We start from the raw sequence: 22,671 nt of genomic DNA, 5'->3' as shown, positions 1-22,671 counted from the left end.
GCATGGGACAGACTGTTCGGGTGACAAACAGCGCAGAACAGAAGAATCCGGACGGATCGGTGCCGGAGGGCGACGGCACCGGCGGGGAGCCGTCCGCCGGGGAACGGACGGGCGGGAGCCCGTGGGGCGGGATGCCGCGCTGGCTGCCGCGGGCGATGGTGCTGTTCCTGGTGCTGGTCGGGGTGTTCCAGCTCGCGGACTGGGCCTTCCGGCAGCTGATCGACCTCTTCGTGATGCTGTTGGTGTCCTTCTTCCTCTCGCTGGCGCTGGAGCCGGCCGTCGACCGGATGGCGGCGCGCGGGGTGCGGCGGGGGATCGGCACCTTCCTGGTGTTCGTGGCGGTCGGGGTCGCGGTGGTGGGGTTCGTCACCGCGCTCGGCACGCTGCTGGTCGACCAGGTGGCGAAGATCGCCGGGGACCTGCCGCACCTGGTCGACAGCTTGATCGGGTGGATCAACCGGACCTTCCACCAGGACCTCTCGCTGGGCGAGTTGCAGAATCGATTGCTCAAGGACTCCGGCGCCATCGAGAGCTACATCCAGCAGGCGGCCGACAACGTCTGGGGCGTCTCCTCGACCCTGATCGGCGGACTGTTCCAGGCCTTCACGGTCGGGCTGTTCACCTTCTACTTCACCGCCGAGGGACCGCGGGTGCGCCGGACGGTCTGCTCGATGCTGCCGCCGGCCAAGCAGGCCGAGGTGCTGCGGGCCTGGGAGATCGCGCTCGCCAAGACCGGCGGCTACCTGTACTCCCGGGCGCTGCTCGCGGTGGTCTCGTCCCTCGGCCACTGGGTGATGTTCGCGCTGCTGGACCTGCCGTACGCGGCGGCGCTGGCGGTCTGGGTGGGCGTCATGTCGCAGTTCGTGCCGACCATCGGGACGTACCTGGCCGGAGCGCTGCCGGTGCTGGTGGCGCTGACGGTGGATCCGGTGGACGCGCTGTGGGTGCTGGGCTTCGTGGTGGTCTACCAGCAGGTCGAGAACTACCTGCTGCAGCCGCGGATCACCGCGCGGACGGTGGACGTGCACCCGGCGGTGGCGTTCGGCTCGGTGATCGCCGGGGCGGCGCTGCTCGGCGCGGTGGGCGCGCTGATCGCGATCCCGGCGGCGGCGACGCTCCAGGGCTTCGTGGGGACGTACGTGCGGCGGTACGAGGTGGCCACCGACCCCCGGATCGACCGGGGCGAGCAGCGGAGGGCCCGGCGGGAGCTGCGCCGGGAGGCGGCCCGGCGGCTGCGCCGGATGGTCGGCGGCGACGGGAGGTGATTCCGGGGGCGCCGCCCCGGGGTGTCCTTCGGGGTGTCCTCCGGGGCGGCGCGCGGCGCGGACGTGCGACGCTTGAATCGAACAGATGTTCTTTGTACTCTCCGGCGAGGAGTTTTCCACAGGCCGAGTCCGGTCGGTCCCGTTTGTCAGTGGGACGCGCTAGCGTCGAGGACGATGAAGCGCACAGCACAGAACCCGAGGGAAAAAGCCATGGCAGGTACGGACCGTGAGAAGGCCCTGGAGACCGCTCTCGCTCAGATCGAGCGGCAGTTCGGCAAGGGCTCGGTGATGCGCCTCGGCGAGAAGGCCAACGAGCCCGTCGAGGTGATCTCCACCGGCTCCACCGCCCTGGACGTCGCCCTCGGGGTCGGCGGCATCCCGCGTGGCCGGGTGGTCGAGATCTACGGCCCCGAGTCCTCCGGTAAGACGACCCTGACCCTGCACCTGGCCGCCAACGCCCAGAAGGCCGGCGGCACGGTCGCGTTCGTCGACGCGGAGCACGCGCTCGACCCGGAGTACGCCAAGAAGCTCGGCGTGGACACCGACGCCCTGCTGGTCAGCCAGCCGGACACCGGTGAGCAGGCGCTGGAGATCACCGACATGCTGATCCGCTCCGGCGCGATCGACCTGGTGATCATCGACTCGGTCGCGGCGCTCGTGCCGCGCGCCGAGATCGAGGGTGAGATGGGCGACTCGCACGTCGGTCTCCAGGCCCGGCTGATGAGCCAGGCGCTGCGCAAGATCGCCGGTGCGCTGAACCAGTCGAACACCACCGCGATCTTCATCAACCAGCTGCGCGAGAAGATCGGCGTGATGTTCGGTTCGCCGGAGACCACGACCGGTGGCCGGGCGCTGAAGTTCTACGCCTCGGTCCGCCTCGACATCCGCCGGATCGAGACGCTGAAGGACGGCACCGAGGCGGTCGGCAACCGCACCCGCGTCAAGGTGGTCAAGAACAAGGTCGCCGCGCCGTTCAAGCAGGCCGAGTTCGACATCCTGTACGGCGTCGGCATCAGCCGCGAGGGCGGCCTGATCGACATGGGCGTGGAGCACGGCTTCATCCGCAAGTCGGGTGCCTGGTACACCTACGAGGGCGACCAGCTCGGCCAGGGCAAGGAGAACGCCCGCAACTTCCTGAAGGACAACCCGCAGCTGGCCGACGAGATCGAGCGGAAGATCAAGGGCAAGCTCGGCATCGGCCCCAAGCTGGAGGAGCCGGCCGAGGGCGCCGAGGAGGCCGCCGCGGACGGTGCCGCCAAGCCGATCACCGCCACCGCCACCAAGACGGCCGCGGCGAAGAAGACGGCGGCTACCAAGGCCTGAGCCGTTGACGCAGTACGACACGGTGGGCGGCGGCCCGGCGGGCCCGGAGGACGACGACTACGGGCCGCCGGACTGGTTCGCCGCGGTCGCGGAAGAGCCCGAGCCCGGTCCGGAGCCGACGGTGGCCTCGGTCGAGGCGCTCGGCCTGGTCTCCGCTTCCGAGCTGCCCACCGGCCGCCGCCGACGGCGCTCGGCCCTGCTGGCCGAGCGGGCCGGGCAGGCCGGGCAGGTTGCGGAGGCCGAAGCGGCCCGGCCCGGCTCGACGCCGGCGGCCGAGGAGAGCGGCTGGGGCAGGGGCGCGGGCGAGGCGGCCGGTCACGGGGGTGCGGCCGCCTCCGCCTCCCGTCGCGGCGCTCGCCACGGCTGGGCCCGGAGCGGACGGTCCACCGGGGGAGCGTCCGAGGAGGAAGGCACCGGCCGCGCCTCCCGGCGGCAGGCCGAGGAGTCGGCCGATCCGGAGACCCGCGCCCGGGACATCTGCCTGCGGCTGCTGACCGGCGCAGCCAAGACCCGCAGGCAACTCGCCGACGCCCTGCGCAAGCGGGAGATCCCGGACGAGGTCGCCGACGCGGTGCTCACCCGGCTGGAGGAGGTCGGGCTGATCGACGACGCGGCCTTCGCCACGGCCTGGGTGGAGTCCCGGCACGCCGTCCGGGGCCTGTCCCGGCGGGCGCTGGCCCAGGAACTGCGCACCAAGGGGGTCGCCGCCGACCTGGTCGAGCAGGCCGTCGCCCAGCTGGACCACGACGACGAGACGGACGCGGCCCGGGCGCTGGTCGAGCGCAAGCTGCGGTCCACCCGAGGGCTGGACGCGCAGGTGCGCACCCGGCGGCTGGTCGGGATGCTCGCCCGGCGCGGTTACTCCGAGGGGCTGGCGTTCCGGGTGGTGCGCACGGCGTTGGAAGAGGAGTCGAGTGAACCGCGGGGTGGGGAGTAGTGGCAGTCCTGTGGGCGTTCTGGAGTGCGCCAGGTCAACTCTTGACCGTTTCGTGACCCCCACCTAGCCTCGCCTTCGGTGCCCGGGGCGCCTGCCGTGCGGCGGCCCGTGCGGCAACGGTCGTCCGCACTCTGGGCTCGTTGCGCTTCCGCTCCTCGTACGGGCAGAACGTCCTCGGGCACCTGCTGGAGTCCGCGCACCTGGCCGGGATGATGGCCGCCGAGCTCGGGGTGGACCCGGAGGGCGGCCGGCCGGGCGCGCGCAAGGAGTCGCTGGAGCTGTACGTCCGGAGGCTGGCGCGGCTGGAGGAGACCGCGCGCTCGCACGACGGGGTGGCCGAGGTGTACGCGATGCAGGCGGGACGCGAGGCCCGGGTGACGGTGGTCCGGGAGAGCCGCGCCACCGCGGTGGCCGGCTGAGCCCTGTCCGGCCGGTCCTGCCGGGCGCGATCGACCGGACAGGGCCCGACCGGGGCCGGTCAGGTCCGGGGGCCCCGGCTGGGGGAGTCCATCTGTTCGGGCGTGGGTTCGGGTCGGTCGGCCGGGTCGGCGGCCGGGTCGAGGGTGGCCGGGCCGCCGCGGGCACGGTCGGCGAGGGCGTGCAGTTCCTCGGTCACGGCGCCCTGGGTGACGCCGACCAGGTGGCCGTCCGGGCGGATCAGCAGGACGGTGTGGGGTCCGGCGCCCGGGTACTCCTCGGTGACCAGGACCTCGGCCGGGACGGGCAGGGCGGCGGCGACCTCGGCGAGGCGGGGCATCAGACCGGCGCCGAGCCAGTGCTCGGAGGACCAGACGGCGGTGCCGGGGGCGACCAGCAGCAGCAGGAAGGCGGCGCCGAGCCGGGCGTGCAGGTGGTCGGGGGTGCCGTCGTCGGCGAGCACCGGAAGGTCCGGGACGAGCACGCCGGGGGCGGTGGCGGTCAGCGACTCGCTGAGCGAGGTGGTGCCGCGCGAGCCGCGCTGCACCGGGACCCGGCCGGGGGTGGTGGCGGGCGTCGGCGGGTAGGCGGGCGCGCCGCCGAAGCGGCCGGTGCCGAGCTGGCCGTCGGCGAGCAGCGGGGCGTGCTTGCGGAAGCCGCCGACCAGCAGCGAGCGCCGGGTCTGCTGCCAGCCGCGCAGCGGGCGCAGCAGTGGCATGGACTGGTCGACGGCGCGCAGCCGGGCGCCGACCGCCCCGCGCCGCTCGGCCTCGTAGCCGTCCAGCAGCGAGCCGCCGGGCTGCGGGCCGCCGGCGTGGAGGTGCCAGGCGAGGGCGAGCCGCCAGGCCAGGTTGTCGGCGTCGCGCAGCCCGTCCGGGAGGTTCTGCATGCCGAGGGCGCCGTGCAGGTGGGCGGCGTCGCCGGCCAGGAAGCAGCGGCCGACCCGGAAGCGGGCGGCGAGGCGCTGCTGGGCGGTGTGGTCGGCGGCGGCCAGCAGTTCGAAGCGGGGCAGTTCGCCGCACCAGCCGGTGAGGGTGGAGGTGACCCGGGTGAGCAGGGTGTCGCCGGTGACGATGCCGGGCCAGGTGGCGTGCGGGTCGACCGTTTCGGTGGGGGCGGGGCGGCCGGGGGGCAGCCGCCAGTCGAGCCGCCAGACGCCGTCCGGCAGTGGACGGGCGGAGGCCTCGCGGTCGCCCCGCCACGGGGGTTCGCGGTGCAGCCGGGCGCCGTCGAAGGGCAGGTCGACCCGGACGGTGGCGATGGCGTTGCGGTCGACCGCGGGGCGGCCGGGGAAGCGGATCTTCAGGAGCTTGCGGACGGTGGATCTCGCGCCGTCGCAGCCCACCAGGTGGCTGCCGCGCCACCAGGTGGTGGAGCCGTCCTGGGTGCCGGTGGTGCGGACGCTGACGCCGTCCCGGTCCTGTTCGAGTTCGACCACCCGGTTGAGCGGGACCAGTCTGATCAGCGGGGTGCCGGTCAGCGCGTCGCGCAGCCCGCGCTGGAGGCGGTGCTGGGGCAGGTGGAAGGCGGGCGAGTCGGTGAGGTCGATCCGCAGCATCTCCTGGCGGCGCCGCCAGACGGCGAAGGAGTCCCACAGCGCGGAGTCCGAGACGGCCCGCGGGTAGCCGATCCGGGTCAGGAAGGCCGCGGTGTCGGCGCCGAGGACGAGGCTGCGCGGGCCCTCGGGGCAGAGCCCGGAGCCCTCGTCGAGCACGACGGTCGGCACCTCGTGCCGCGCCAGGGCGAGGGCCAGGGCCAGACCGACCGGTCCGGCCCCGACCACGATCACCGGGTCCATGAGGGAACCTCCGGGCACGAACCGGCCGATCGTCCGGCGTCAGTTACGGCTGCCGCATATGCCGTGTGGATGCTCCCGGGAGGTGTCACGAAGAGCAATGCAACAGTTCACCTGCGTGCCCGTCAAGCAGAAGCCGAAGTGCGCCGGTTCGCGCCGCGGCGGCCACGTGCCTCGATCCAGCGTGCGAGCGCGGTCAGCAGCAGGCACATCGCGATGTAGAGCGGGCCGATCACCAGCACCACCGGGATGTAGGGGAAGCCCGCGGCGTTGATCGGCTGGCTGGCGATCGCCTTACCGATGAACAGCAGCTCGTGGTAGGTGATGATGAAGCCGAGCGAGGTGTCCTTGAGGGTGACGACCAGCTGGCCGATCATCGTGGGCAGCATCGAGCGGACGGCCTGCGGCACCAGGATCGACGTCATCACCTGGGTCTTGCGCATGCCCAGCCCGTACGCCGCCTCGGCCTGGCCGCGCGGGACGGCGTTGACGCCGCTGCGGATGACCTCGGCCTGGACCGCCCCGTTGTAGAGGGTGAGGCCGAGCACCAGCGCCCACATCGGCTGCTGGGCGAAGAACGCGTAGTAGAGGCCGACGATCAGGATCAGCAGCGGCATCGCCCGGAAGAACTGGGTGAAGCCCACGCAGGCCCAGCGGACCGGCCGGTGGTCGGAGAGCTGGCCGGCCGCGAGCAGGGCGCCCAGGGTGAGCGAGAAGAGCGCGGCCAGCCCGAAGGCCTTCAGGGTGGACAGCAGGCCGTCCACGATCTGCTGCTGGACGAAGGTGTACTGGAAGGAGTCCCAGAGGTCCGGGTCGAACTGGCCGTTCTCGTCGAGCGCGCTGAAGACGTACCAGAGGAGGCCGGCGATCGCGAGGACGGCGAGGACGCCGAACGCGCGGTACCGGGTGCGGGCCCTGGGGCCGGGGGCGTCGTAGAGGACGCTGGCCGTGGCCTGGCGTTGGAACAAGCTCATGCGCCCACCTCGCTGCGCTCGGCAGGGGCATTCGCCCACGCACGCCGTTCGATTGTTCGCTCGCTGCGCTCGCTCATCGGGCCACCGCCAGTCGGGTTTCCAGGAAGCGGAAGAAGGTGGCGATCGTCGCGCTGATCAGCAGGTAGGCGCAGGCCACCCAGAAGAAGATGGCGAAGATCGAGTAGCCGCGCTCGGAGAAGGTCTGCTGGGCGCTGTACAGCTCGGTGACGCTGAACGCGCCGGCGATCGCCGAGTTCCTCGGCAGGGCGATGAACACGCTGCTCATCGGGCCCAGGACGGTCCGGGCGGCCTGCGGGAGGACGACCAGGGTGAGGGTCTGACCGAAGGTCATGCCGAGGCTGCGGGCGGCCTCCGCCTGGCCGAGCGGCACGGTGTTGATGCCGGAGCGGATCACCTCGCAGACGAACGAGGCGGTGTACCCGCCGAGCGCCAGCACCGCGAACACCAGGTGGCTGAAGTGCACGCCCAGTGGCGGCAGTCCGAAGGTGACGGCGAAGAACAGCAGGGTCAGCGGGGTGTTGCGGAAGAGCGTCACCCAGCCGGTGCCGAAGGCGCGCAGCACCGGCACCGGGGAGACCCGGAAGGCCGCCAGCAGGGTGCCCAGCAGCAGGGCGAGCAGCGCGCTGAGCGCGCTCACCTCGATCGTCTGCAGGAAGCCGTCTCGGAACAACGCGAAGTTGTCGTCCTCGAACAGGAACCCCATCCGGCGGCCCTCCTCTCAGTTCATGGTCGGGAAGTCGACGTGCGGCGGGCGGATCAGTAGCGGTCGAGGGCCGGGACCTCCGGCGCCGCCGAGCCGGAGGCGCCCAGGGTCGCGTCGTACGCCTTCTTCCAGTCGCCGTTGTCCTCGTGGGCCTTGAGGGCGTCGCTGATCGCGTCGCGCAGCGCCTTGTCGTCCTTGTTGAGGCCGACGCCGTAGTTCTCCTTGGTGAACGGCTTGCCGACGACCTTGAGCTTGGGGGCGTACTTGGAGGCGTAGCCCTTGAGGATCGCGTCGTCGGTGGTGACCGCGTCGACCTCGCCGGACAGCAGCTTCTCGACGCAGGCCGAGTAGGTGTCGAACTGCGTGATCTTCGGGTTGTACTGCTGGATGTTCTTGATCGAGGTCGAGCCGGTGGCGGTGCAGACGTTCTTGCCGCCGGTGCTCTCCGCGCCGGTGATCGAGGTGTTGTCGGCCTTCACCAGCAGGTCCTGGCCGGCGATGTAGTACGGGCCGGCGAAGGAGACGGACTTCTTGCGCTCGTCGTTGATGCTGTAGGTGCCGACGTAGAGGTCGATCTGGCCCTTGGAGATGGCCGGCTCGCGCTGCGAGGAGACCAGGGTCTGCCACTTGATCTGCTGCGGGCTGAAGCCGAGGTCGGCGGCGATCATCTTGGCGATCTCGATGTCGAAGCCGCTGCGGTCGCCGCTGGCGACGTCCTCCCAGCCGAGGTTCGGCTGGTCGGCCTTGGCGCCGATGATCAGCTGGCCGCGCTTCTTGGCCTCGGCGAGGACCGCGGAGTCGATCTTGACGTCGGTCTTGACCGTGTAGCTCGGCAGCGCCGGGGCGGCGGAGCCGCCGCTGCTCGCGGCGGTGGCGCCGGGCTTGCCGTCCTTGCCGCAGGCGGCGGTGGCGGTGAGCGCGACGGCACAGAGAGCGATGGCGAGGGTGCGGGAAGTCCTCATGAGGGGTGTTCTCCTGGGGGTGGGCCCCGGCGTCAACCGGGCTCTGGAGTCTGGGAGTCGTGCACGGGCAGGGCCGGGCGGCGCCGTTGCCGGTGGTGGCCCCGCCGGTCTCGAAGCGTCAGTGGTGGAGGATCTTCGAGAGGAAGTCCTTGGCGCGGTCGGAGCGCGGCGCGGTGAAGAAGGCGTCCGGGGTGTTCTGCTCGACGATCCTGCCGTCGGCCATGAACAGCACGCGGTTGGCGGCGGAGCGGGCGAAGCCCATCTCGTGGGTGACCACGACCATCGTCATGCCGTCGGCGGCCAGTTGGCGCATGACCTCCAGCACCTCGTTGACCATCTCCGGGTCCAGTGCCGAGGTGGGCTCGTCGAAGAGCATCACCTTGGGCTTCATCGCCAGCGCCCGGGCGATCGCCACGCGCTGCTGCTGGCCGCCGGAGAGCTGGGCCGGGTACTTGTCCGCCTGCGCGCCGACGCCGACCCGCTCCAGCAGCCCCCGGGCGGTCTTCTCGGCCTCCGGGCGGGGCACCTTGCGCACCTTCACCTGGCCGATGACCACGTTCTCCAGCACGGTCTTGTGCGCGAACAGGTTGAAGCTCTGGAACACCATGCCGACCTCGGCGCGCAGCCGGGCCAGCTCCTTGCCCTCGGCGGGCAGCGGCCGGCCGTCGATGGTGATCGCGCCGGAGTCGATCGTCTCCAGCCGGTTGATGGTCCGGCAGAGCGTGGACTTGCCCGAACCGGACGGGCCGATCAGCACGACCACCTCGCCCTGGGCGATCCGGAGGTCGATGTCCTGCAGCACGTGCAGCGCGCCGTAGTGCTTGTTGACGTTGCTCAGCACGACCAGCGGGGCGGCTGCGGGGGTGGAGTCCTCGACGGGGCTCTCGGTCATCGCGCCTGCTCCCTCTGTCGTCGAATGGTGCCCGAGAAGTCTCAACTTCCTTGTGGGGCAACGGTGGTGCGAATCCGGGAGCCGCGGCCGGCGGAGCCGCAGCCCCCGGTGGGCCGACCTTAGGAGCCGTGACGGTTCGCCGTCAGCCGATCTGAGCGGAACTTGAGGATCACGAAACGGCCACACGGCGCCCGCGCGCCGTTCGCGCGGGTGTCCACGGGGCATGTCACATCGGGAAACCGCTCCGGTGCACCCCGTCCCCCACGAGCCCGGAGCGCGGTCGAGCCTGGCGCCGGGCCGTTCGCTGGCCCATACTGCGCAGGACCGGCACCCGGCCGATCGGCCGGGTGATCACCGGTGATCACGTGGGGGAAGGAGGAGAACAGGATGCGACTGCTGCTCGTCGAGGACGACGAACGCGTGGCCGCCGCGCTGGTCGCGGTGCTCGGTCGGCACGGCTTCCAGGTCCGGCACGCCCGCAGCGGGCACGAGGCGCTGGACGCCCTCGTGCCGGACGGCCACGAGCCGTACCGCGTGGTGCTGCTCGACCTCGGGCTGCCCGACCGCGACGGCTTCGAGGTGTGCAGCCGGATCAGGGCCGGCAGCGGCGTGCCGGTGATCATGGTCACCGCCCGCGCCGACGTCCGCTCCCGGATCCACGGCCTCAACCTGGGCGCCGACGACTACGTCACCAAGCCCTACGACATGGGCGAACTGCTCGCCCGCATCCACGCCGTGGCCCGCCGCGGCGCCGCCCCCGCCGCGGTGCCCGCACCCGCGCCCGACACCGTGCCGCGGCAGCGCGGCCCGCTGGAGTCCCGCGGCATCCGGATCGACCGGGAACGCCGCCGGGTCAGCGTGGACGGCCGCGACGTGCCGCTCACCCGCAAGGAGTTCGACCTGCTCGCGCTGCTCGCCCAGAGCCCCGGCGTGGTCTACCGGCGCGAGCAGATCTTCAGCGAGGTCTGGCGCAGCGGCTGGGAGGGCAACGGGCGCACCCTGGAGGTGCACATCGGCTCGCTGCGCAACAAGCTGGCGCTGCCCGGCCTGGTCGAGGCCGTGCGCGGCGTCGGCTACCGGCTGATCCCGGACGGCCCCGCGGCCGACGAGGCCCCGTCCGCCCCCGCGGAGCGCTGACCGCACGTGCGCACCCGCCTGCTCGGCATCCTGATCGCCCTCATGCTCTGCGTCCTGGCCGCCCTGGGGCTGCCGCTCGCGGCGGCGGTCGCGGCGGCCGAGCAGAGCCGGGTGGTCGTCGACCGGCTCGACGACGCGGCCCGCTTCGCCCAGGACCTGCCCACCTCCGGCGCCGCCGACTCGGCGCGCAAGGGCGACCCGGAACCCGCCCCCGGCGACCTCAGCCGCCGGCACGCGATCGACGCCGAGGTCCGCCGCTACCACGACCTGTACGGCGTGCGGCTGGCCATCTTCCAGCGCGACGGCCTGCCGATCGCCGCCGCCCCCAAGGACTGGCGGGTGCCCGACGAGGGCTGGGGCTCCCAGGCCTTCCAGGAGGCGCTGGACGGGCGGCGCAGCCACAACCCGCCGCAGGTCTGGCCGTGGACGCCGGACCTGACGATCACCGTGGCCGCCCCGGTGGTGCGCGACGGCGACGTGGTCGCGGTGGTGCTGAGCGAGTCCCCGACCGGGGCGCTGCGCACCCGGGTGCTGCACAAGTGGCTGGTGATCGGCGCGGGCGAGGCCGCCGCGATGATCGTCGCCGTGCTGCTCGCCGTCCGGCTCACCGAGTGGGTGCTGCGCCCGGTGCGCACCCTGGACCGGGCCACCCACGACATCGCCACCGGTCAGATGGCCGTCCGGGTCGCCCCCGGCGGCGGACCGCCCGAACTCCAGCGGCTGGCCCGCTCGTTCAACGAGATGGCGGACCACGTGGTGCTCGCCATGGACCAGCAGAAGGCCTTTGTCGCGGACGCCTCGCACCAGCTGCGCAACCCGCTGTCGGCCCTGCTGCTGCGGGTCGAGGTGCTCGGCCTGGAACTGCCCGAGGGCCACGAGGAGGAGCTCAGCGGCGTGCGGGAGGAGGGCGTCCGGCTGGCCCGGGTGCTGGACGACCTGCTCGGGCTGGCCACCGCCGAGCACGCCCGCCCCGAACCGGAGCGCACCGACCTCGCCGAGCTCACCCTGGCCCGGGTGGACGCCTGGCGGCCGGTGGCCGAGCGGCGCGGGATCGGGCTGCGCTGGGACGGTCCGGCGCTCGCGATCGGGATGGCCGACCCGATCGGCTTCGGCTCGGCGCTGGACGCCGTGCTGGACAACGCGCTCAAGTTCGGCCCGGTCGGCAGCGAGGTGCGGCTGCGGGTCGCGGTGCGCCGCGACGAGGTCTCGGTGACCGTCGCCGACGCCGGCCCGGGCCTGACCGAGGACGAACTGTCCCGGGCCGGGGACCGGTTCTGGCGCAGCGCGCGGCACCAGAACGTGGACGGCTCGGGGCTCGGGCTGTCCATCGCCCGCACCCTGCTGGCGGCCGGCGGCGGCTCGCTCGGCTTCGCGCCGGTCAAGCCGACCGGGCTGGCCGTGACCCTGGCGGTGCCGCGGCCGGAGAGCTGACGGCCGGAGAGCTGACGGCCGGAGGGCCGGCGGTCGCTACGGCTTCACCGAGCGGTAGTAGCGCGCCGCGCCCGTGTGCAGCGGGAGCGGGTCGGTGTAGACGGCGGTGCGCAGGTCGACCAGCTGGGCGGCGTGCACCAGGGCGCCGATCTGGTCCCGGCTGTCGATCACCGCGCGGGTCATGCCCTCGACCAGGCCCGGGTCGGCGTCGGCCCGGGTGATCAGCAGGTTGGGCACGGCCACCGTGGCGACGGCGTCCTTCGGCTCGGCACCCGGGTAGGTGCCCTTGGGGATGGTGGCCGCCCGGTAGGCGTCGGTGCCGCCGCCCTCGGCCTTGTGCAGCGCCTCGGCGAGGTCGCTCAGCGGCACGATCCGCATCGGGACGTGCTCGGAGAGGTCGGTGAGCGCGCTGGTGGGCAGGCCGCCGGACCAGAAGAAGGCGTCCAGCTTGTGCTCGCGCAGCTGGTCGGCGGCGTCGCCGATGCCGGCCGAGACCGGCACGATGTCCCGGTCCGGGTCCAGCCCGGCCGCGGCCAGCAGCCGTCTGGTCACCAGGTTCACCCCGGACTGCGGCAGGCCGACGCCGACCCGCAGGCCCCTGAGATCGGCGGTGCGGCGCACCGGGGAGGAGGCCGGGACGACCAGCTGCAGGTAGTCGTCGTACAGCCGGGCGATCGCCCGCAGCCCGTCCTTGTCGGCGCCCTGGTAGTCGGCGACCGCGTCGGCGGTGGCTATCGCGAAGGTGTCCTGGCCGTTGAGCACCCGGGCGACGTTGTCCACCGAGCCCTCCGAGTTGTCCAGGGCCAGCCGAACTCCCGGCATCGTCCGGGAGACGTGGGCCTGGAGCAGCTGCCCGTACCGGTCGTAGACGCCGCGCTGCACCCCGGTGGCGAAGCGGACCTCGCCGCGCGGGTACCCGGGCGAGCGGCCGGCCGACAGCCACCAGCCGCCCAGCCCGGCGACCAGCAGCACCAGCACCAGCACCGTCCGCCACAGCGGGCTGCGGGCCGCGGTGCGGACGGCGGCGCCGAGACGGGACGGGGTGGTGGGGGTCATGAGGGGATACTGCCAGGCGCTCCGGCCGAACGGGAGTGGCAACCGGGCACGGAAGCACCGACGGCGGCCGGGGAGGCGGCGTCGGAGGCCGGCGAAGCGGCGGTGAAGTCAGGGGGAAGCTCCGGGAAAAGCGCTTCGCGGCTGCCCGTACCCTGGTCTGGTGAGCGGTGAGAGCGGATTGAAGAGCTACAAGGTCGTCACGCACGGCTGTCAGATGAACGTCCACGACTCCGAGCGGCTGTCCGGCCTGCTGGAGGACGCGGGCTACGTCAAGGCCGGGCCCGAGGGCGACCCGGACCTGGTGGTGTTCAACACCTGTGCGGTGCGCGAGAACGCCGACAACAAGCTGTACGGCAACCTCGGCCAGCTCGCGCCGGTCAAGACCCGTCACCAGGGCATGCAGATCGCCGTCGGCGGCTGCCTGGCGCAGAAGGACCGCGAGAGCATCGTCAAGCGCGCCCCCTGGGTCGACGTGGTCTTCGGCACCCACAACATCGGCCACCTGCCGGCGCTGCTGGAGCGGGCCGCGGTCGAGCGCAAGGCCCAGGTCGAGATCCTGGAGTCGCTGGAGACCTTCCCCTCCACCCTGCCGACCCGCCGCGAGTCCGCGTACGCCGCCTGGGTCGCCATCTCGGTCGGCTGCAACAACACCTGCACCTTCTGCATCGTCCCGGCGCTGCGCGGCAAGGAGGAGGACCGCCGCCCCGGCGACGTCCTCGCCGAGATCGAGGCGCTGGTGGACGAGGGCGTCATCGAGGTGACCCTGCTCGGCCAGAACGTCAACGCCTACGGCTCCGACCTGGGCGACCGCGAGGCCTTCTCCAAGCTGCTGCGCGCCGCGGGCGGGATCGAGGGCCTGGAGCGGATCCGCTTCACCTCGCCGCACCCGCGCGACTTCACCGACGACGTGATCGCCGCGATGGCCGAGACCCCGAACGTGATGCACCAGCTCCACATGCCGCTGCAGTCCGGCTCGGACCGGGTGCTCAAGGCGATGCGCCGCTCCTACCGGCAGGAGCGTTTCCTCGGGATCATCCGGAAGGTCCGCGAGGCGATGCCGGACGCGGCCATCTCCACCGACATCATCGTGGGCTTCCCGGGCGAGACCGAGGAGGACTTCGAGGAGACGATGCACGTCGTCCGCGAGGCCCGCTTCACCAACGCCTTCACCTTCCAGTACTCCAAGCGCCCCGGCACCCCGGCCGCGGAGATGGAGGACCAGGTGCCGAAGGAGGTCGTGCAGGCCCGCTACGACCGGCTGATCGCCCTCCAGGAGGAGATCTCCTGGGACGAGAACAAGAAGCAGGTCGGCCGCACCCTGGAGATCCTGGTCGCCGAGGGCGAGGGCAAGAAGGACGACGTGACCCAGCGGCTGTCCGGGCGCGCCCCCGACAACCGCCTGGTCCACTTCACGAAGCCCGCGGAGCCGGTGCGCCCGGGCGACGTGGTGACCGTCGAGATCACCTACGCCGCCCCGCACCACCTGCTCGCCGAGGGCCCGACGCTCGCGGTGCGCCGCACCCGGGCCGGTGACGCGTGGGAGAAGCGCCAGGCCAAGCCCGCCGCCAAGCCGGCCGGGGTGCTGCTCGGCCTGCCGAAGATCGGCGCCCCGGCCGAGCTGCCGCTCGCCGCGCCGGCGGGCGGGGCCTGCTGCGGCGACTGACACGCGTGCCGTGACGGCGGCCCGGCGGGAGCACCCGAGCTCCGGCCGGGCCGTCGCGCGTTCCCGGCCGGGGTCCGCGCCCGGACGTCCCGCGTCGCCCTGCGGACGCTCGTCCGAGGACAGGGCCTAGAGTGATCCACATGCTGGTAGCCGCCGCCGTGTGCCCCTGTCCGCCGCTGCTCGTCCCCGAGGTCGCCGCCGGGGCGGCGGCCGAGCTGGACGGGCTGCGGGCCGCCTGCGACGAGGCGCTGGCGGCGCTGGTCGCGGCCGGGCCGCAGCTGGTCGTGGTGGTCGGCACCGGGCCGGCGGCCGAGGTGTGGACCGAGGGCGGGGCGGGCTCCTTCCACCGCTACGGGGTGCCGCTGGTCGCCAAGCTGCCCGGCGACCGGGTCGAGGGCCCGGAACTGGCACCCTCGCTGACCGTCGGCGCCTGGCTGCTGGAGCGCGCCGGGGTGACCCTGCCGACGCACGCCTGCGCGGTGCCCGCCGACGCCCCGGCCGACCGGATGCTCGGCCTCGGCCAGGGCCTGGCCGGTCTCGCCGACCGCGTCGCCCTGCTGGTGGTCGGCGACGGCAGCGCCTGCCGCTCGGTGAAGGCGCCCGGCTACCTGGACGAGCGGGCCGAGGGCTTCGACGCCGCGCTGGCCGCCGCCCTCGGCGCGGCCGACCTGTCCGCGCTGGCCGCCCTGGACCCGGCGCTCGCCGCCGAGCTCAAGGCCGACGGCCGGGCGCCCTGGCAGGTGCTGGCCGGCGCCGCGCGGGGCGCCGGCCTCACCGGGCGACTGGGCTACCAGGACGCGCCGTACGGGGTCGGCTACTTCGTGGCGTCCTGGAGCTGAGTCCGGAACCGAGTCCGGAGCCGAGTCCGGAGCCGAGTCCGGAGCCGAGCCCTCAGGCCCGCGGGCCCTGGCCCTCCGGGCCCCCGTCCTCCGGCTTCGGCTTGTGGGCGAAGTCGTCGACCGCGCCCTTGGCCTTGCCGGTGCCCTGCTCGATCTTGTCGCTGTACTTGCCCTTGGTGGCCTTGTCGATCGCGTCGCCGGCCTTGTCCACGGCCTTCTCGATCTGGTCGCTGTGCTTGCCGGCGAACTCGCTGGCCTTGTCCTTGAGCTCCTCGGCCTTGCCCTTGAGGTTGTCCATCAGGCCCATGGCGGTCTCACCCTTCCCTGTCGTCCGTCCATCCCCGTCTCCTGCACAACGTCCGCGCCCGGCAAAGCGTTCGCAAAGCGGGGGCTCAACTGGGGAAACGGCCGGAAACGGTCCCGGGGACAGTCATATCGTCGCGCAGTCCGGGGCGAGCGGCAGCCCGGTCCCCGGCACGCGGGCGGTTTTGCGAGACTGGAGCGGTGAGCAGCTCCAGTACCCCCCGTGTCGCCCCTTCCCGAGTGGTCTGCGTCGTCGGCGCGACCGCCGCCGGCAAGTCCGACCTGGCCGTCGCCATCGCCCGCAGCCTCGACGGTGAGGTGATCAACACCGACTCGATGCAGCTGTACCGGGGCATGGACATCGGCACCGCGAAGCTCACCACGGCCGAGCGCGGCGGGGTGCCGCACCACCTGCTGGACGTCTGGGACGTCACCGAGGCCGCCAGCGTCGCCGAGTACCAGCGGCTGGCCCGGGCCGAGATCGACCGGCTGCTCGCGGCCGGGCGCACGCCCGTCCTGGTCGGCGGCTCCGGGCTGTACGTCCGGGCGGCGATCGACGAGATGGAGTTCCCGGGCACCGACCCGGCCGTGCGGGCCCGGCTGGAGGCCGAACTGGAGCAGGCCGGCCCGTACGCGCTGCACCGGCGGCTGGCCGAACTGGACCCGGCGGCCGCCGAGGCGATCCTGACCGGCAACGGGCGGCGGATCGTCCGCGCCCTGGAGGTCATCGAGATCACCGGACAGCCGTTCACCGCCAACCTGCCGAGCAACACCGCCGTGTACGACGCGGTCCAGCTCGGCGTCGCCGTGTCGCGCCCCGAACTGGACGAGCGGATCACGGTGCGGGTCGACCGGATGTGGGAGGCCGGGCTGCTGGACGAGGTGCGGGAGCTGGAGCGGACCGGGCTGCGGGAGGGGCGGACGGCCTCCCGGGCGCTCGGCTACCAGCAGGTGCTGGACCACTTCGCGGGCGAGTGCACCGAGGACGAGGCCCGGGCCGAGACGGTACGGGCCACCAAGCGCTTCGCCCGCCGTCAGGAGTCCTGGTTCCGCCGTGACGACCGGATCCACTGGCTCTCCCGACCGGCCGGAACCGACCCGGTCGAGCTGCTGGAACGGTCCCTGGAACTGATCGGACGTCAGGGAGTTCCGGCCGCGTAGCACGGGTTTTTGGCCATTCCGGCGGTGCACCTGCGCGCGCAGGCGACCGTGCAGGACCAACCGGCGGTCACGGCCCGATCACGTGATGGCCACGGATCACCCGTCGACCCCGGTCGGGCCCGGAACGCCCCTCTGGACATGCCATCATCGATGCCGTAGGGGTCGGCCGCACGGGCCGACCGTGCCCGGCCGCGAGTCCGCTCGTGTCGAACTGTCAGGGGAGGCCGCGTGTCGACGGGTACCGGCCCCGAATCCGGCCAGGGCGGAGGCGTCACCACCCCGGCCGAGGAGTTCGACGAGTCGACGATGGGTGACCTCCCCGTGCTGACCGGGCTGGACGCGCCGACCTCCTACGCGGTCGCGGCGCCCGCCCTGGACACCCGCACCCCGCCCGGCGGCGCGGTGCACGAACGGGAGATCCGCCCGCTGCGCCGACTGCGCTGGTGGCAGACGCTGCCGATCGCCCTGGTGGGTACCCTCGGCTCGCTGATGTTCGCCTTCCCGCTCGCCTTCGGCTCGGCCGGGGCGCGCGCCACCATGGTCGGGATGCTCGGGCTGCTGCTCACCGCCGCCTCGATGGGCTGGGGCGCGATGGCCGCCCGGCACGCCGGCTACAAGTGGCCGGGACTGCCGCGCCGGGGCTCCGGGCAGCGGGCCGGCTGGAAGGCGATCGCGGTCTACACCCTGATCGCGGTGGTGGCCTGCGCGCTCGCCGTCTGGCGGGTCGCCTACCTGCGCTGAGCCCGTTCCGGCGGCTCAGTACCATCGGGAGGGTGAGCGCATCCTCTCCCCAGCAGGGCGGCATCCCCTTCTTCAAGGGGCACGGCACCCAGAACGACTTCGTCATCGTCCCCGACCCGGACGGCGCCCTGGAGATCGGTCCCGAGACCGTCGCCGCGCTGTGCGACCGGCGGGCCGGCCTCGGCGGGGACGGGCTGCTGCGCGTGGTGCGCGCCGCCGCCGACCCGGCCGCCGCGGGGATGGCCGACCGGGCCGAGTGGTTCATGGACTACCGCAACTCGGACGGCAGCATCGCCGAGATGTGCGGCAACGGCCTGCGGGTCTTCGCCCGCTTCCTGGTCGAGACCGGCCTGGCCGAGCCCGGCGAGCTGGCCGTCGCCACCCGCTCCGGGGTGCTCACCGCGAGGGTCGCCGAGGCCGCCGAGGACGGCACGCCCGGCGACGTCACCATCGACATGGGCCGGGCCCGGCTGCCCGGGCCGGACGGCATCGAGGTCGCGGTCGGCGAGCGGAGCTGGCCCGCGCTGAACGTCAACATGGGCAATCCGCACGCGGTGGCCTTCGTGGAGAGCCTGGACCACGCCGGGGACCTGCTCGCCGCGCCGCTCACCAGCCCCGCGGGCGCCTACCCGGAGGGCGTCAACGTCGAATTCGTGGTGGACCGCGGGCCGCGGCACGTCGCGATGCGGGTGCACGAGCGCGGCTCCGGCGAGACCCGCTCCTGCGGCACCGGCGCCTGCGCCGTCGCGGTGGCGGCCATCCGCCGGGACGGCGCCGATCCGGCCGTCACGGGCGAGGCGGTCGCGTACACCGTGGACGTGCTGGGCGGCCGACTGGTCATCACCGAGCACCCGGACGGGCGCGTGGAGATGACCGGGCCGGCGGTGATCGTGGCGGAGGGGCGGCTGGACGGGCGCTGGTGGGAGTCGGTGCGCTGAGGCCGCTTGGGGCGGTGCGTTGAGGCCGGTGGGGTCGGTGCGCTGAGAAGGACGGCCCGGTTTGCCCATTTCGTGCGGTGGCGAATCCCCCTGATCGGGTGATGGCGTCCGCGAAGGGGGCGCAAATCGCCGTGGAACGTGGTGTGCTCTATGGCATGGACCAGCGGGTTGATAGTCCCTTGGAGGGGATGCGACAAGCCGGGCAGCCCGTGACGGGGCAGCCGACGACCGTACGGCAGGCCGGGGCCAGGCGGCCCCTCGGGGAACTCGGCCGGGCCGCCCTCGGCCGGGCCGGGCGGGCCGCCCTCCTGGCCACCGGCCGGCCACCCGTGCCGGACGCCCTGGAACCGCTCGTCCAGGTCCACCGCCGGCACCACCCGCAGGGCGACCTCGGCCTGCTCGCCCGGGCGTACCGGCTCGCCGAAGCCAGCCACCGCGGCCAGAAGCGCAAGAGCGGCGAGCCGTACATCACCCACCCGCTGGCCGTCACCATGATCCTGGCCCAACTCGGCGCCGGGACCACGACCCTGGTCGCCTCGCTGCTCCACGACACCGTCGAGGACACCGAGTTGACGCTGGACCAGGTGAGCGCCGGGTTCGGCCCCGAAGTCGCCTACCTGGTCGACGGGGTGACGAAGCTGGAGAAGGTCGACTTCGGCGCCGCCGCCGAGGCCGAGACCTTCCGCAAGATGCTGGTCGCCACCGGGGACGACGTCCGGGTGATGGTGATCAAGCTGGCCGACCGGCTGCACAACATGCGCACCATCCGGCACATGAAGCCGGCCAGCCAGGTGCGGATCGCCAAGGTCACCCGGGACGTGCTGATCCCGCTGGCCGAGCGGCTCGGCATCCAGGTGCTCAAGGCGGAGCTGGAGGACATCGTCTTCGCCACCCTGCACCCCGAGGAGCACGCCAGCACCCGCGCCCTGATGTCCGGTCACGAGGCCGAGCCGGACACCCTGCTGGAGCCCTTCGCCCGGCTGCTGGCCCGGCAGCTGGCCGAGGCCGGGGTGGCCGCCGAGGTGACGGTGCGGCCCCGGCACTGCGTCTCGCTGCACCGGGTGCTGCTGCGGCGGGCCGCTGTGCCCGGGCCGGACGGGCGGCCGCAGGCGCCGCGGCCGGCCGACTTCGGGCGGCTGCTGGTGGTGGTCGAGGAGAACGCCGACTGCTACGCGGTGCTCGGCGAACTGCACACCTGCTGGACGCCGCTGCCCGGAGAGTTCAAGGACTTCGTGGCCGCGCCCAAGTTCAACCTCTACCAGTCGCTGCACACCGCGGTGGCACTCAGCGGCGGCGCGGTGGTCGAGGTGCTGGTCCGCACCCGGCGGATGCACGAGGTGGCCGAGACCGGGGTGGTGGCGCTCGGCGACCCGACCCGGGCGGGCGCCGTCCAGGACGCCGACGAACTGGACCGCACCGACCCGGCCCGGCCGGGCTGGCTCAGCCGGCTGCTGGAGTGGCAGCAGGAGACGCCCGACCCGGACGCCTTCTGGTCCGCGCTCACCGCGGACCTGGCCGGGGACCGCGAGATCACCGTGGTGACGGAGAGCGGCGAAACGCTTCAGCTGAGGGCCGGCGCCACCTGCGTGGACGCGGCCTACCTGCTCGGCGAGGAGACCGGTCACCGGTGCATCGGCGTGCGGGTCAACGGGCGGCTCACCGCGCTGTCCACCGTGCTGGAGGACGGCGACCTGATCGAGGTGCTCACCGAGACCCTCCCGGCCGGCGGCGGGGCGCCCTCCGGCCCCGCCCCCGAGTGGCTGGCGCACGCCCGCACCCCCGCCGCCCGGCTGGCCATCGAACGCTGGCTGGCCGACCACCCGGCCCGGCAGCAGGTGGTCCGCACCGGCCCGGCCGGCGGCCAGCCCGCCCCGCCCGGCCGCCCGGCCGCCGAGCGGCGGACGGCCCCGGTCGCGGTGGCCGGACGGCCCGGGGCGTCGGTCCGGCTGGCGCGCTGCTGCACCCCGGTGCCGCCGGACGAGGTGGCCGGCTACCCGATCCGCGGCGGAACGGCGGTCGTCGTGCACCGCGCGGGCTGTCCGGCGGGGGAGCGGATGCGCGCGGACGGACGGGCCGGGCTGGAGGTCCACTGGCAGCCGGAGGGCGCGCCGGCGGGCGGGCACCGGGCGACCCTGCGCGCCGAGGCGCTGAACCGGCCGCGGCTGCTCGCCGACCTCACCGCGGCGATCTCCGGCGCGGGCGTCGGCATCGTCTCGGCCGAGGTCGAGCCGCCGCAGGAGTCCCGGGTCCGGCACACCTACACCGTCGAACTGCCCGAGCCGGCCGTGCTGCCGGTGCTGATGCGGGCGATGCTCAGGGTCTCCGGGGTGTACGACGTGAGCCGCCCGCAGGCCCCGGAGCGGCCGTAGCCGCGGTGGCCCGGGGGAAAATGGGGATGACCGGCCCGCGCCGGGCGTGCGACCATCATGGGGAATTCACGGCCGGTCCACGGCGTTCTCCGGGCACAGGAGCCCGGTCGACAGCCGGGGGCCCGAGGGGTAGCTCACCCCGCCCGGACGGTAACCGGGGCGGCAGCTGGGCAGACTCCGAACGGGACCGCAGAGGCGGCCCCCGAAGGCCACCCGTACCAGCGAGCCAAAGGACAGAATGACCTCCACGTTCGACACCCGCGACCACGCCGACGCTCCGCGCCGCCTCGACGGTCTGCGGGCGGAAGCCCTCATGGACGAGGACCTCGCGGCCATCGACGAGGACCTCGGCCACCACTACGACGGCGACCAGTACGACCGCAGCGAGCGAGCCGCCCTGCGCCGGGTCGCCGGCCTCTCCACCGAACTCGAGGACGTCACCGAGGTCGAGTACCGCCAGCTCCGCCTGGAGCGCGTGGTGCTCGTCGGCGTCTGGACGGACGGCACCCTGGAGGAGGCGGAGAACTCGATGGCCGAGCTCGCCGCGCTCGCCGAGACGGCCGGCTCCCAGGTGCTGGACGGCGTCATCCAGCGCCGTGACAAGCCCGACGCGGCCACCTACATCGGCTCCGGCAAGGCGAAGGAGCTGCGCGACATCGTCGCCTCCACCGGCGCCGACACCGTGGTCTGCGACGGTGAGCTCACCCCGGGCCAGCTGATCCACCTGGAGGACGTGGTCAAGGTCAAGGTCGTCGACCGGACGGCCCTGATCCTGGACATCTTCGCCCAGCACGCCAAGTCCCGGGAGGGCAAGGCGCAGGTCTCGCTCGCGCAGATGCAGTACATGCTGCCGCGCCTGCGCGGCTGGGGCCAGTCGCTGTCCCGGCAGATGGGTGGCGGTGGCTCCGGCTCCTCGGGCGGCGGCATGGCCACCCGTGGTCCCGGTGAGACCAAGATCGAGACCGACCGGCGCCGAATCCGCGAGAAGATGGCGAAGCTCCGCAAGGAGATCGCCGACATGAAGAAGGGCCGCGACACCAAGCGCCAGGAGCGCAGGCGCCACCAGGTGCCGTCGGTGGCCATCGCCGGGTACACCAACGCCGGCAAGTCCTCCCTGCTCAACCGGCTCACCGGTGCCGGCGTGCTGGTGGAGAACTCGCTGTTCGCCACCCTGGACCCGACGGTCCGCCGGGCCGAGACCCCGAGCGGGCGGCTGTACACCCTGGCCGACACCGTCGGCTTCGTCCGGCACCTGCCGCACCACCTGGTCGAGGCCTTCCGCTCGACCATGGAGGAGGTCGCCGACGCGGACCTCATCCTGCACGTGGTGGACGGCTCGCACCCCGAGCCGGAGACGCAGCTGGCCGCCGTCCGCGAGGTCATCGTCTCGGTGGACGCGCAGAACGTGCCGGAGATCGTGGTGATCAACAAGGCGGACGCCGCCGATCCGCACGTGCTCCAGCGCCTGCTGCGCCGCGAGCCGCACGCCATCGTGGTGTCGGCCCGCAGTGGTGCCGGCATCGAGGAGCTGCTGAAGCTCATCGACGACGAGCTGCCGCGTCCGGCGGTCGAGGTGCGGGCCCTGGTGCCCTACACCCAGGGCGCGCTGGTCTCCCGGGTGCACGCCGAGGGCGAGCTGCTCGCCACCGAGCACACCGGCGAGGGCACCCTGCTGCACGCCAAGGTGCCGGCCGATCTGGCCGCCGAGCTGGAGTACTTCGCGGTGGCCCTCCAGGGCTGAGGC

At 73.3% G+C, this 22,671-nt stretch carries 20 protein-coding genes; 13 read left to right on the top strand and 7 right to left on the bottom strand.

Features of this window, described 5'->3' with window-relative positions:
* The first annotated feature begins 20 nt into the window (after positions 1-20).
* The 4 genes from ACFRMQ_RS13450 to ACFRMQ_RS13435 all read left to right on the top strand — a co-directional run bounded on the left by ACFRMQ_RS13450 (position 21) and on the right by ACFRMQ_RS13435 (position 3,944).
* Positions 21-1,265: an AI-2E family transporter gene (locus ACFRMQ_RS13450; RefSeq protein ID WP_380730275.1), complete on the top strand. Its 1,245-nt coding sequence runs from the start codon at positions 21-23 to the stop codon at positions 1,263-1,265.
* Positions 1,266-1,475: 210 nt separating this feature from the next.
* Positions 1,476-2,588, top strand: a complete 1,113-nt coding sequence (gene recA / locus ACFRMQ_RS13445) for a recombinase RecA (RefSeq protein ID WP_380730273.1) — start codon at positions 1,476-1,478, stop codon at positions 2,586-2,588.
* Positions 2,589-2,592: 4 nt separating this feature from the next.
* Positions 2,593-3,525 carry a recombination regulator RecX gene (gene recX, locus ACFRMQ_RS13440; protein WP_380730271.1) on the top strand — a complete coding sequence of 311 codons (933 nt, stop codon included), beginning with the start codon at positions 2,593-2,595 and terminating at the stop codon, positions 3,523-3,525.
* A 140-nt stretch (positions 3,526-3,665) separates the two neighbouring features.
* On the top strand, positions 3,666-3,944 hold the full coding sequence (locus ACFRMQ_RS13435) for a hypothetical protein (protein ID WP_380730269.1): 279 nt from the start codon (positions 3,666-3,668) through the stop codon (positions 3,942-3,944).
* A gap of 59 nt (positions 3,945-4,003) precedes the next feature.
* Here the strand turns inward: ACFRMQ_RS13435 and ACFRMQ_RS13430 are convergent, their stop codons facing one another.
* The 5 genes from ACFRMQ_RS13430 to ACFRMQ_RS13410 all read right to left on the bottom strand — a co-directional run bounded on the left by ACFRMQ_RS13430 (position 4,004) and on the right by ACFRMQ_RS13410 (position 9,289).
* Entirely contained in the window at positions 4,004-5,740 is a 1,737-nt protein-coding gene (locus ACFRMQ_RS13430) for an FAD-dependent monooxygenase (protein WP_380730267.1), read from the bottom strand.
* Between the two features lie 122 nt (positions 5,741-5,862).
* Positions 5,863-6,711 carry an amino acid ABC transporter permease gene (locus tag ACFRMQ_RS13425; RefSeq protein WP_380730265.1) on the bottom strand — a complete coding sequence of 283 codons (849 nt, stop codon included), beginning with the start codon at positions 6,709-6,711 and terminating at the stop codon, positions 5,863-5,865.
* A gap of 73 nt (positions 6,712-6,784) precedes the next feature.
* Positions 6,785-7,435, bottom strand: coding sequence for an amino acid ABC transporter permease (locus tag ACFRMQ_RS13420; RefSeq protein WP_380730263.1), 651 nt, complete (start codon positions 7,433-7,435; stop codon positions 6,785-6,787).
* A 53-nt stretch (positions 7,436-7,488) separates the two neighbouring features.
* The gene (locus ACFRMQ_RS13415) at positions 7,489-8,397 is read right to left on the bottom strand and encodes a glutamate ABC transporter substrate-binding protein (protein WP_380730261.1); all 909 of its coding nucleotides are present in this window, start codon (positions 8,395-8,397) and stop codon (positions 7,489-7,491) included.
* A gap of 118 nt (positions 8,398-8,515) precedes the next feature.
* Complete coding sequence (locus tag ACFRMQ_RS13410) at positions 8,516-9,289, bottom strand: amino acid ABC transporter ATP-binding protein (RefSeq protein ID WP_380730259.1); 774 nt, start codon at positions 9,287-9,289, stop codon at positions 8,516-8,518.
* A 387-nt stretch (positions 9,290-9,676) separates the two neighbouring features.
* On the opposite strand from ACFRMQ_RS13410, the gene ACFRMQ_RS13405 reads away from it, so the two are divergent.
* Both ACFRMQ_RS13405 and ACFRMQ_RS13400 read left to right on the top strand, forming a co-directional pair.
* A complete protein-coding gene (locus ACFRMQ_RS13405; protein WP_380730257.1) occupies positions 9,677-10,426 on the top strand; it encodes a response regulator transcription factor in 750 nt (249 codons plus the stop codon).
* Positions 10,427-10,432: 6 nt separating this feature from the next.
* Complete coding sequence (locus tag ACFRMQ_RS13400; RefSeq protein ID WP_380730255.1) at positions 10,433-11,857, top strand: sensor histidine kinase; 1,425 nt, start codon at positions 10,433-10,435, stop codon at positions 11,855-11,857.
* 36 nt (positions 11,858-11,893) lie between these two features.
* On the opposite strand, the gene ACFRMQ_RS13395 is transcribed toward ACFRMQ_RS13400, so the two are convergent.
* A complete protein-coding gene (locus tag ACFRMQ_RS13395; RefSeq protein ID WP_380730252.1) occupies positions 11,894-12,913 on the bottom strand; it encodes a TAXI family TRAP transporter solute-binding subunit in 1,020 nt (339 codons plus the stop codon).
* 160 nt (positions 12,914-13,073) lie between these two features.
* Here ACFRMQ_RS13395 and miaB point away from each other — a divergent pair, with 160 nt between their 5' ends.
* Positions 13,074-14,576, top strand: a complete 1,503-nt coding sequence (gene miaB / locus ACFRMQ_RS13390; RefSeq protein WP_380730250.1) for a tRNA (N6-isopentenyl adenosine(37)-C2)-methylthiotransferase MiaB — start codon at positions 13,074-13,076, stop codon at positions 14,574-14,576.
* Positions 14,577-14,716: 140 nt separating this feature from the next.
* On the top strand, positions 14,717-15,415 hold the full coding sequence (locus ACFRMQ_RS13385) for a hypothetical protein (protein ID WP_380730247.1): 699 nt from the start codon (positions 14,717-14,719) through the stop codon (positions 15,413-15,415).
* 52 nt (positions 15,416-15,467) lie between these two features.
* Here the strand turns inward: ACFRMQ_RS13385 and ACFRMQ_RS13380 are convergent, their stop codons facing one another.
* Positions 15,468-15,722 (bottom strand): antitoxin, encoded by a 255-nt coding sequence (locus ACFRMQ_RS13380; RefSeq protein ID WP_380730245.1) that lies wholly within the window; start codon positions 15,720-15,722, stop codon positions 15,468-15,470.
* 197 nt (positions 15,723-15,919) lie between these two features.
* Between ACFRMQ_RS13380 and miaA the strand changes: the two genes are divergently transcribed.
* The 5 genes from miaA to hflX all read left to right on the top strand — a co-directional run bounded on the left by miaA (position 15,920) and on the right by hflX (position 22,668).
* Entirely contained in the window at positions 15,920-16,879 is a 960-nt protein-coding gene (gene miaA, locus ACFRMQ_RS13375) for a tRNA (adenosine(37)-N6)-dimethylallyltransferase MiaA (protein WP_380730243.1), read from the top strand.
* Positions 16,880-17,107: 228 nt separating this feature from the next.
* Positions 17,108-17,620, top strand: a complete 513-nt coding sequence (locus tag ACFRMQ_RS13370) for a hypothetical protein (RefSeq protein ID WP_380730240.1) — start codon at positions 17,108-17,110, stop codon at positions 17,618-17,620.
* A gap of 32 nt (positions 17,621-17,652) precedes the next feature.
* Complete coding sequence (gene dapF / locus ACFRMQ_RS13365) at positions 17,653-18,558, top strand: diaminopimelate epimerase (protein ID WP_380730238.1); 906 nt, start codon at positions 17,653-17,655, stop codon at positions 18,556-18,558.
* Positions 18,559-18,746: 188 nt separating this feature from the next.
* Complete coding sequence (locus ACFRMQ_RS13360) at positions 18,747-20,927, top strand: RelA/SpoT family protein (RefSeq protein ID WP_380730236.1); 2,181 nt, start codon at positions 18,747-18,749, stop codon at positions 20,925-20,927.
* Between the two features lie 238 nt (positions 20,928-21,165).
* Positions 21,166-22,668, top strand: a complete 1,503-nt coding sequence (gene hflX / locus ACFRMQ_RS13355; protein WP_380730234.1) for a GTPase HflX — start codon at positions 21,166-21,168, stop codon at positions 22,666-22,668.
* Positions 22,669-22,671: the final 3 nt, after the last annotated feature.

This window comes from Kitasatospora sp. NPDC056783 (assembly GCF_042789895.1).
In the GTDB taxonomy this organism is placed as follows: domain Bacteria; phylum Actinomycetota; class Actinomycetes; order Streptomycetales; family Streptomycetaceae; genus Kitasatospora.
This window is presented reverse-complemented; position numbering and strand designations above follow the sequence as displayed.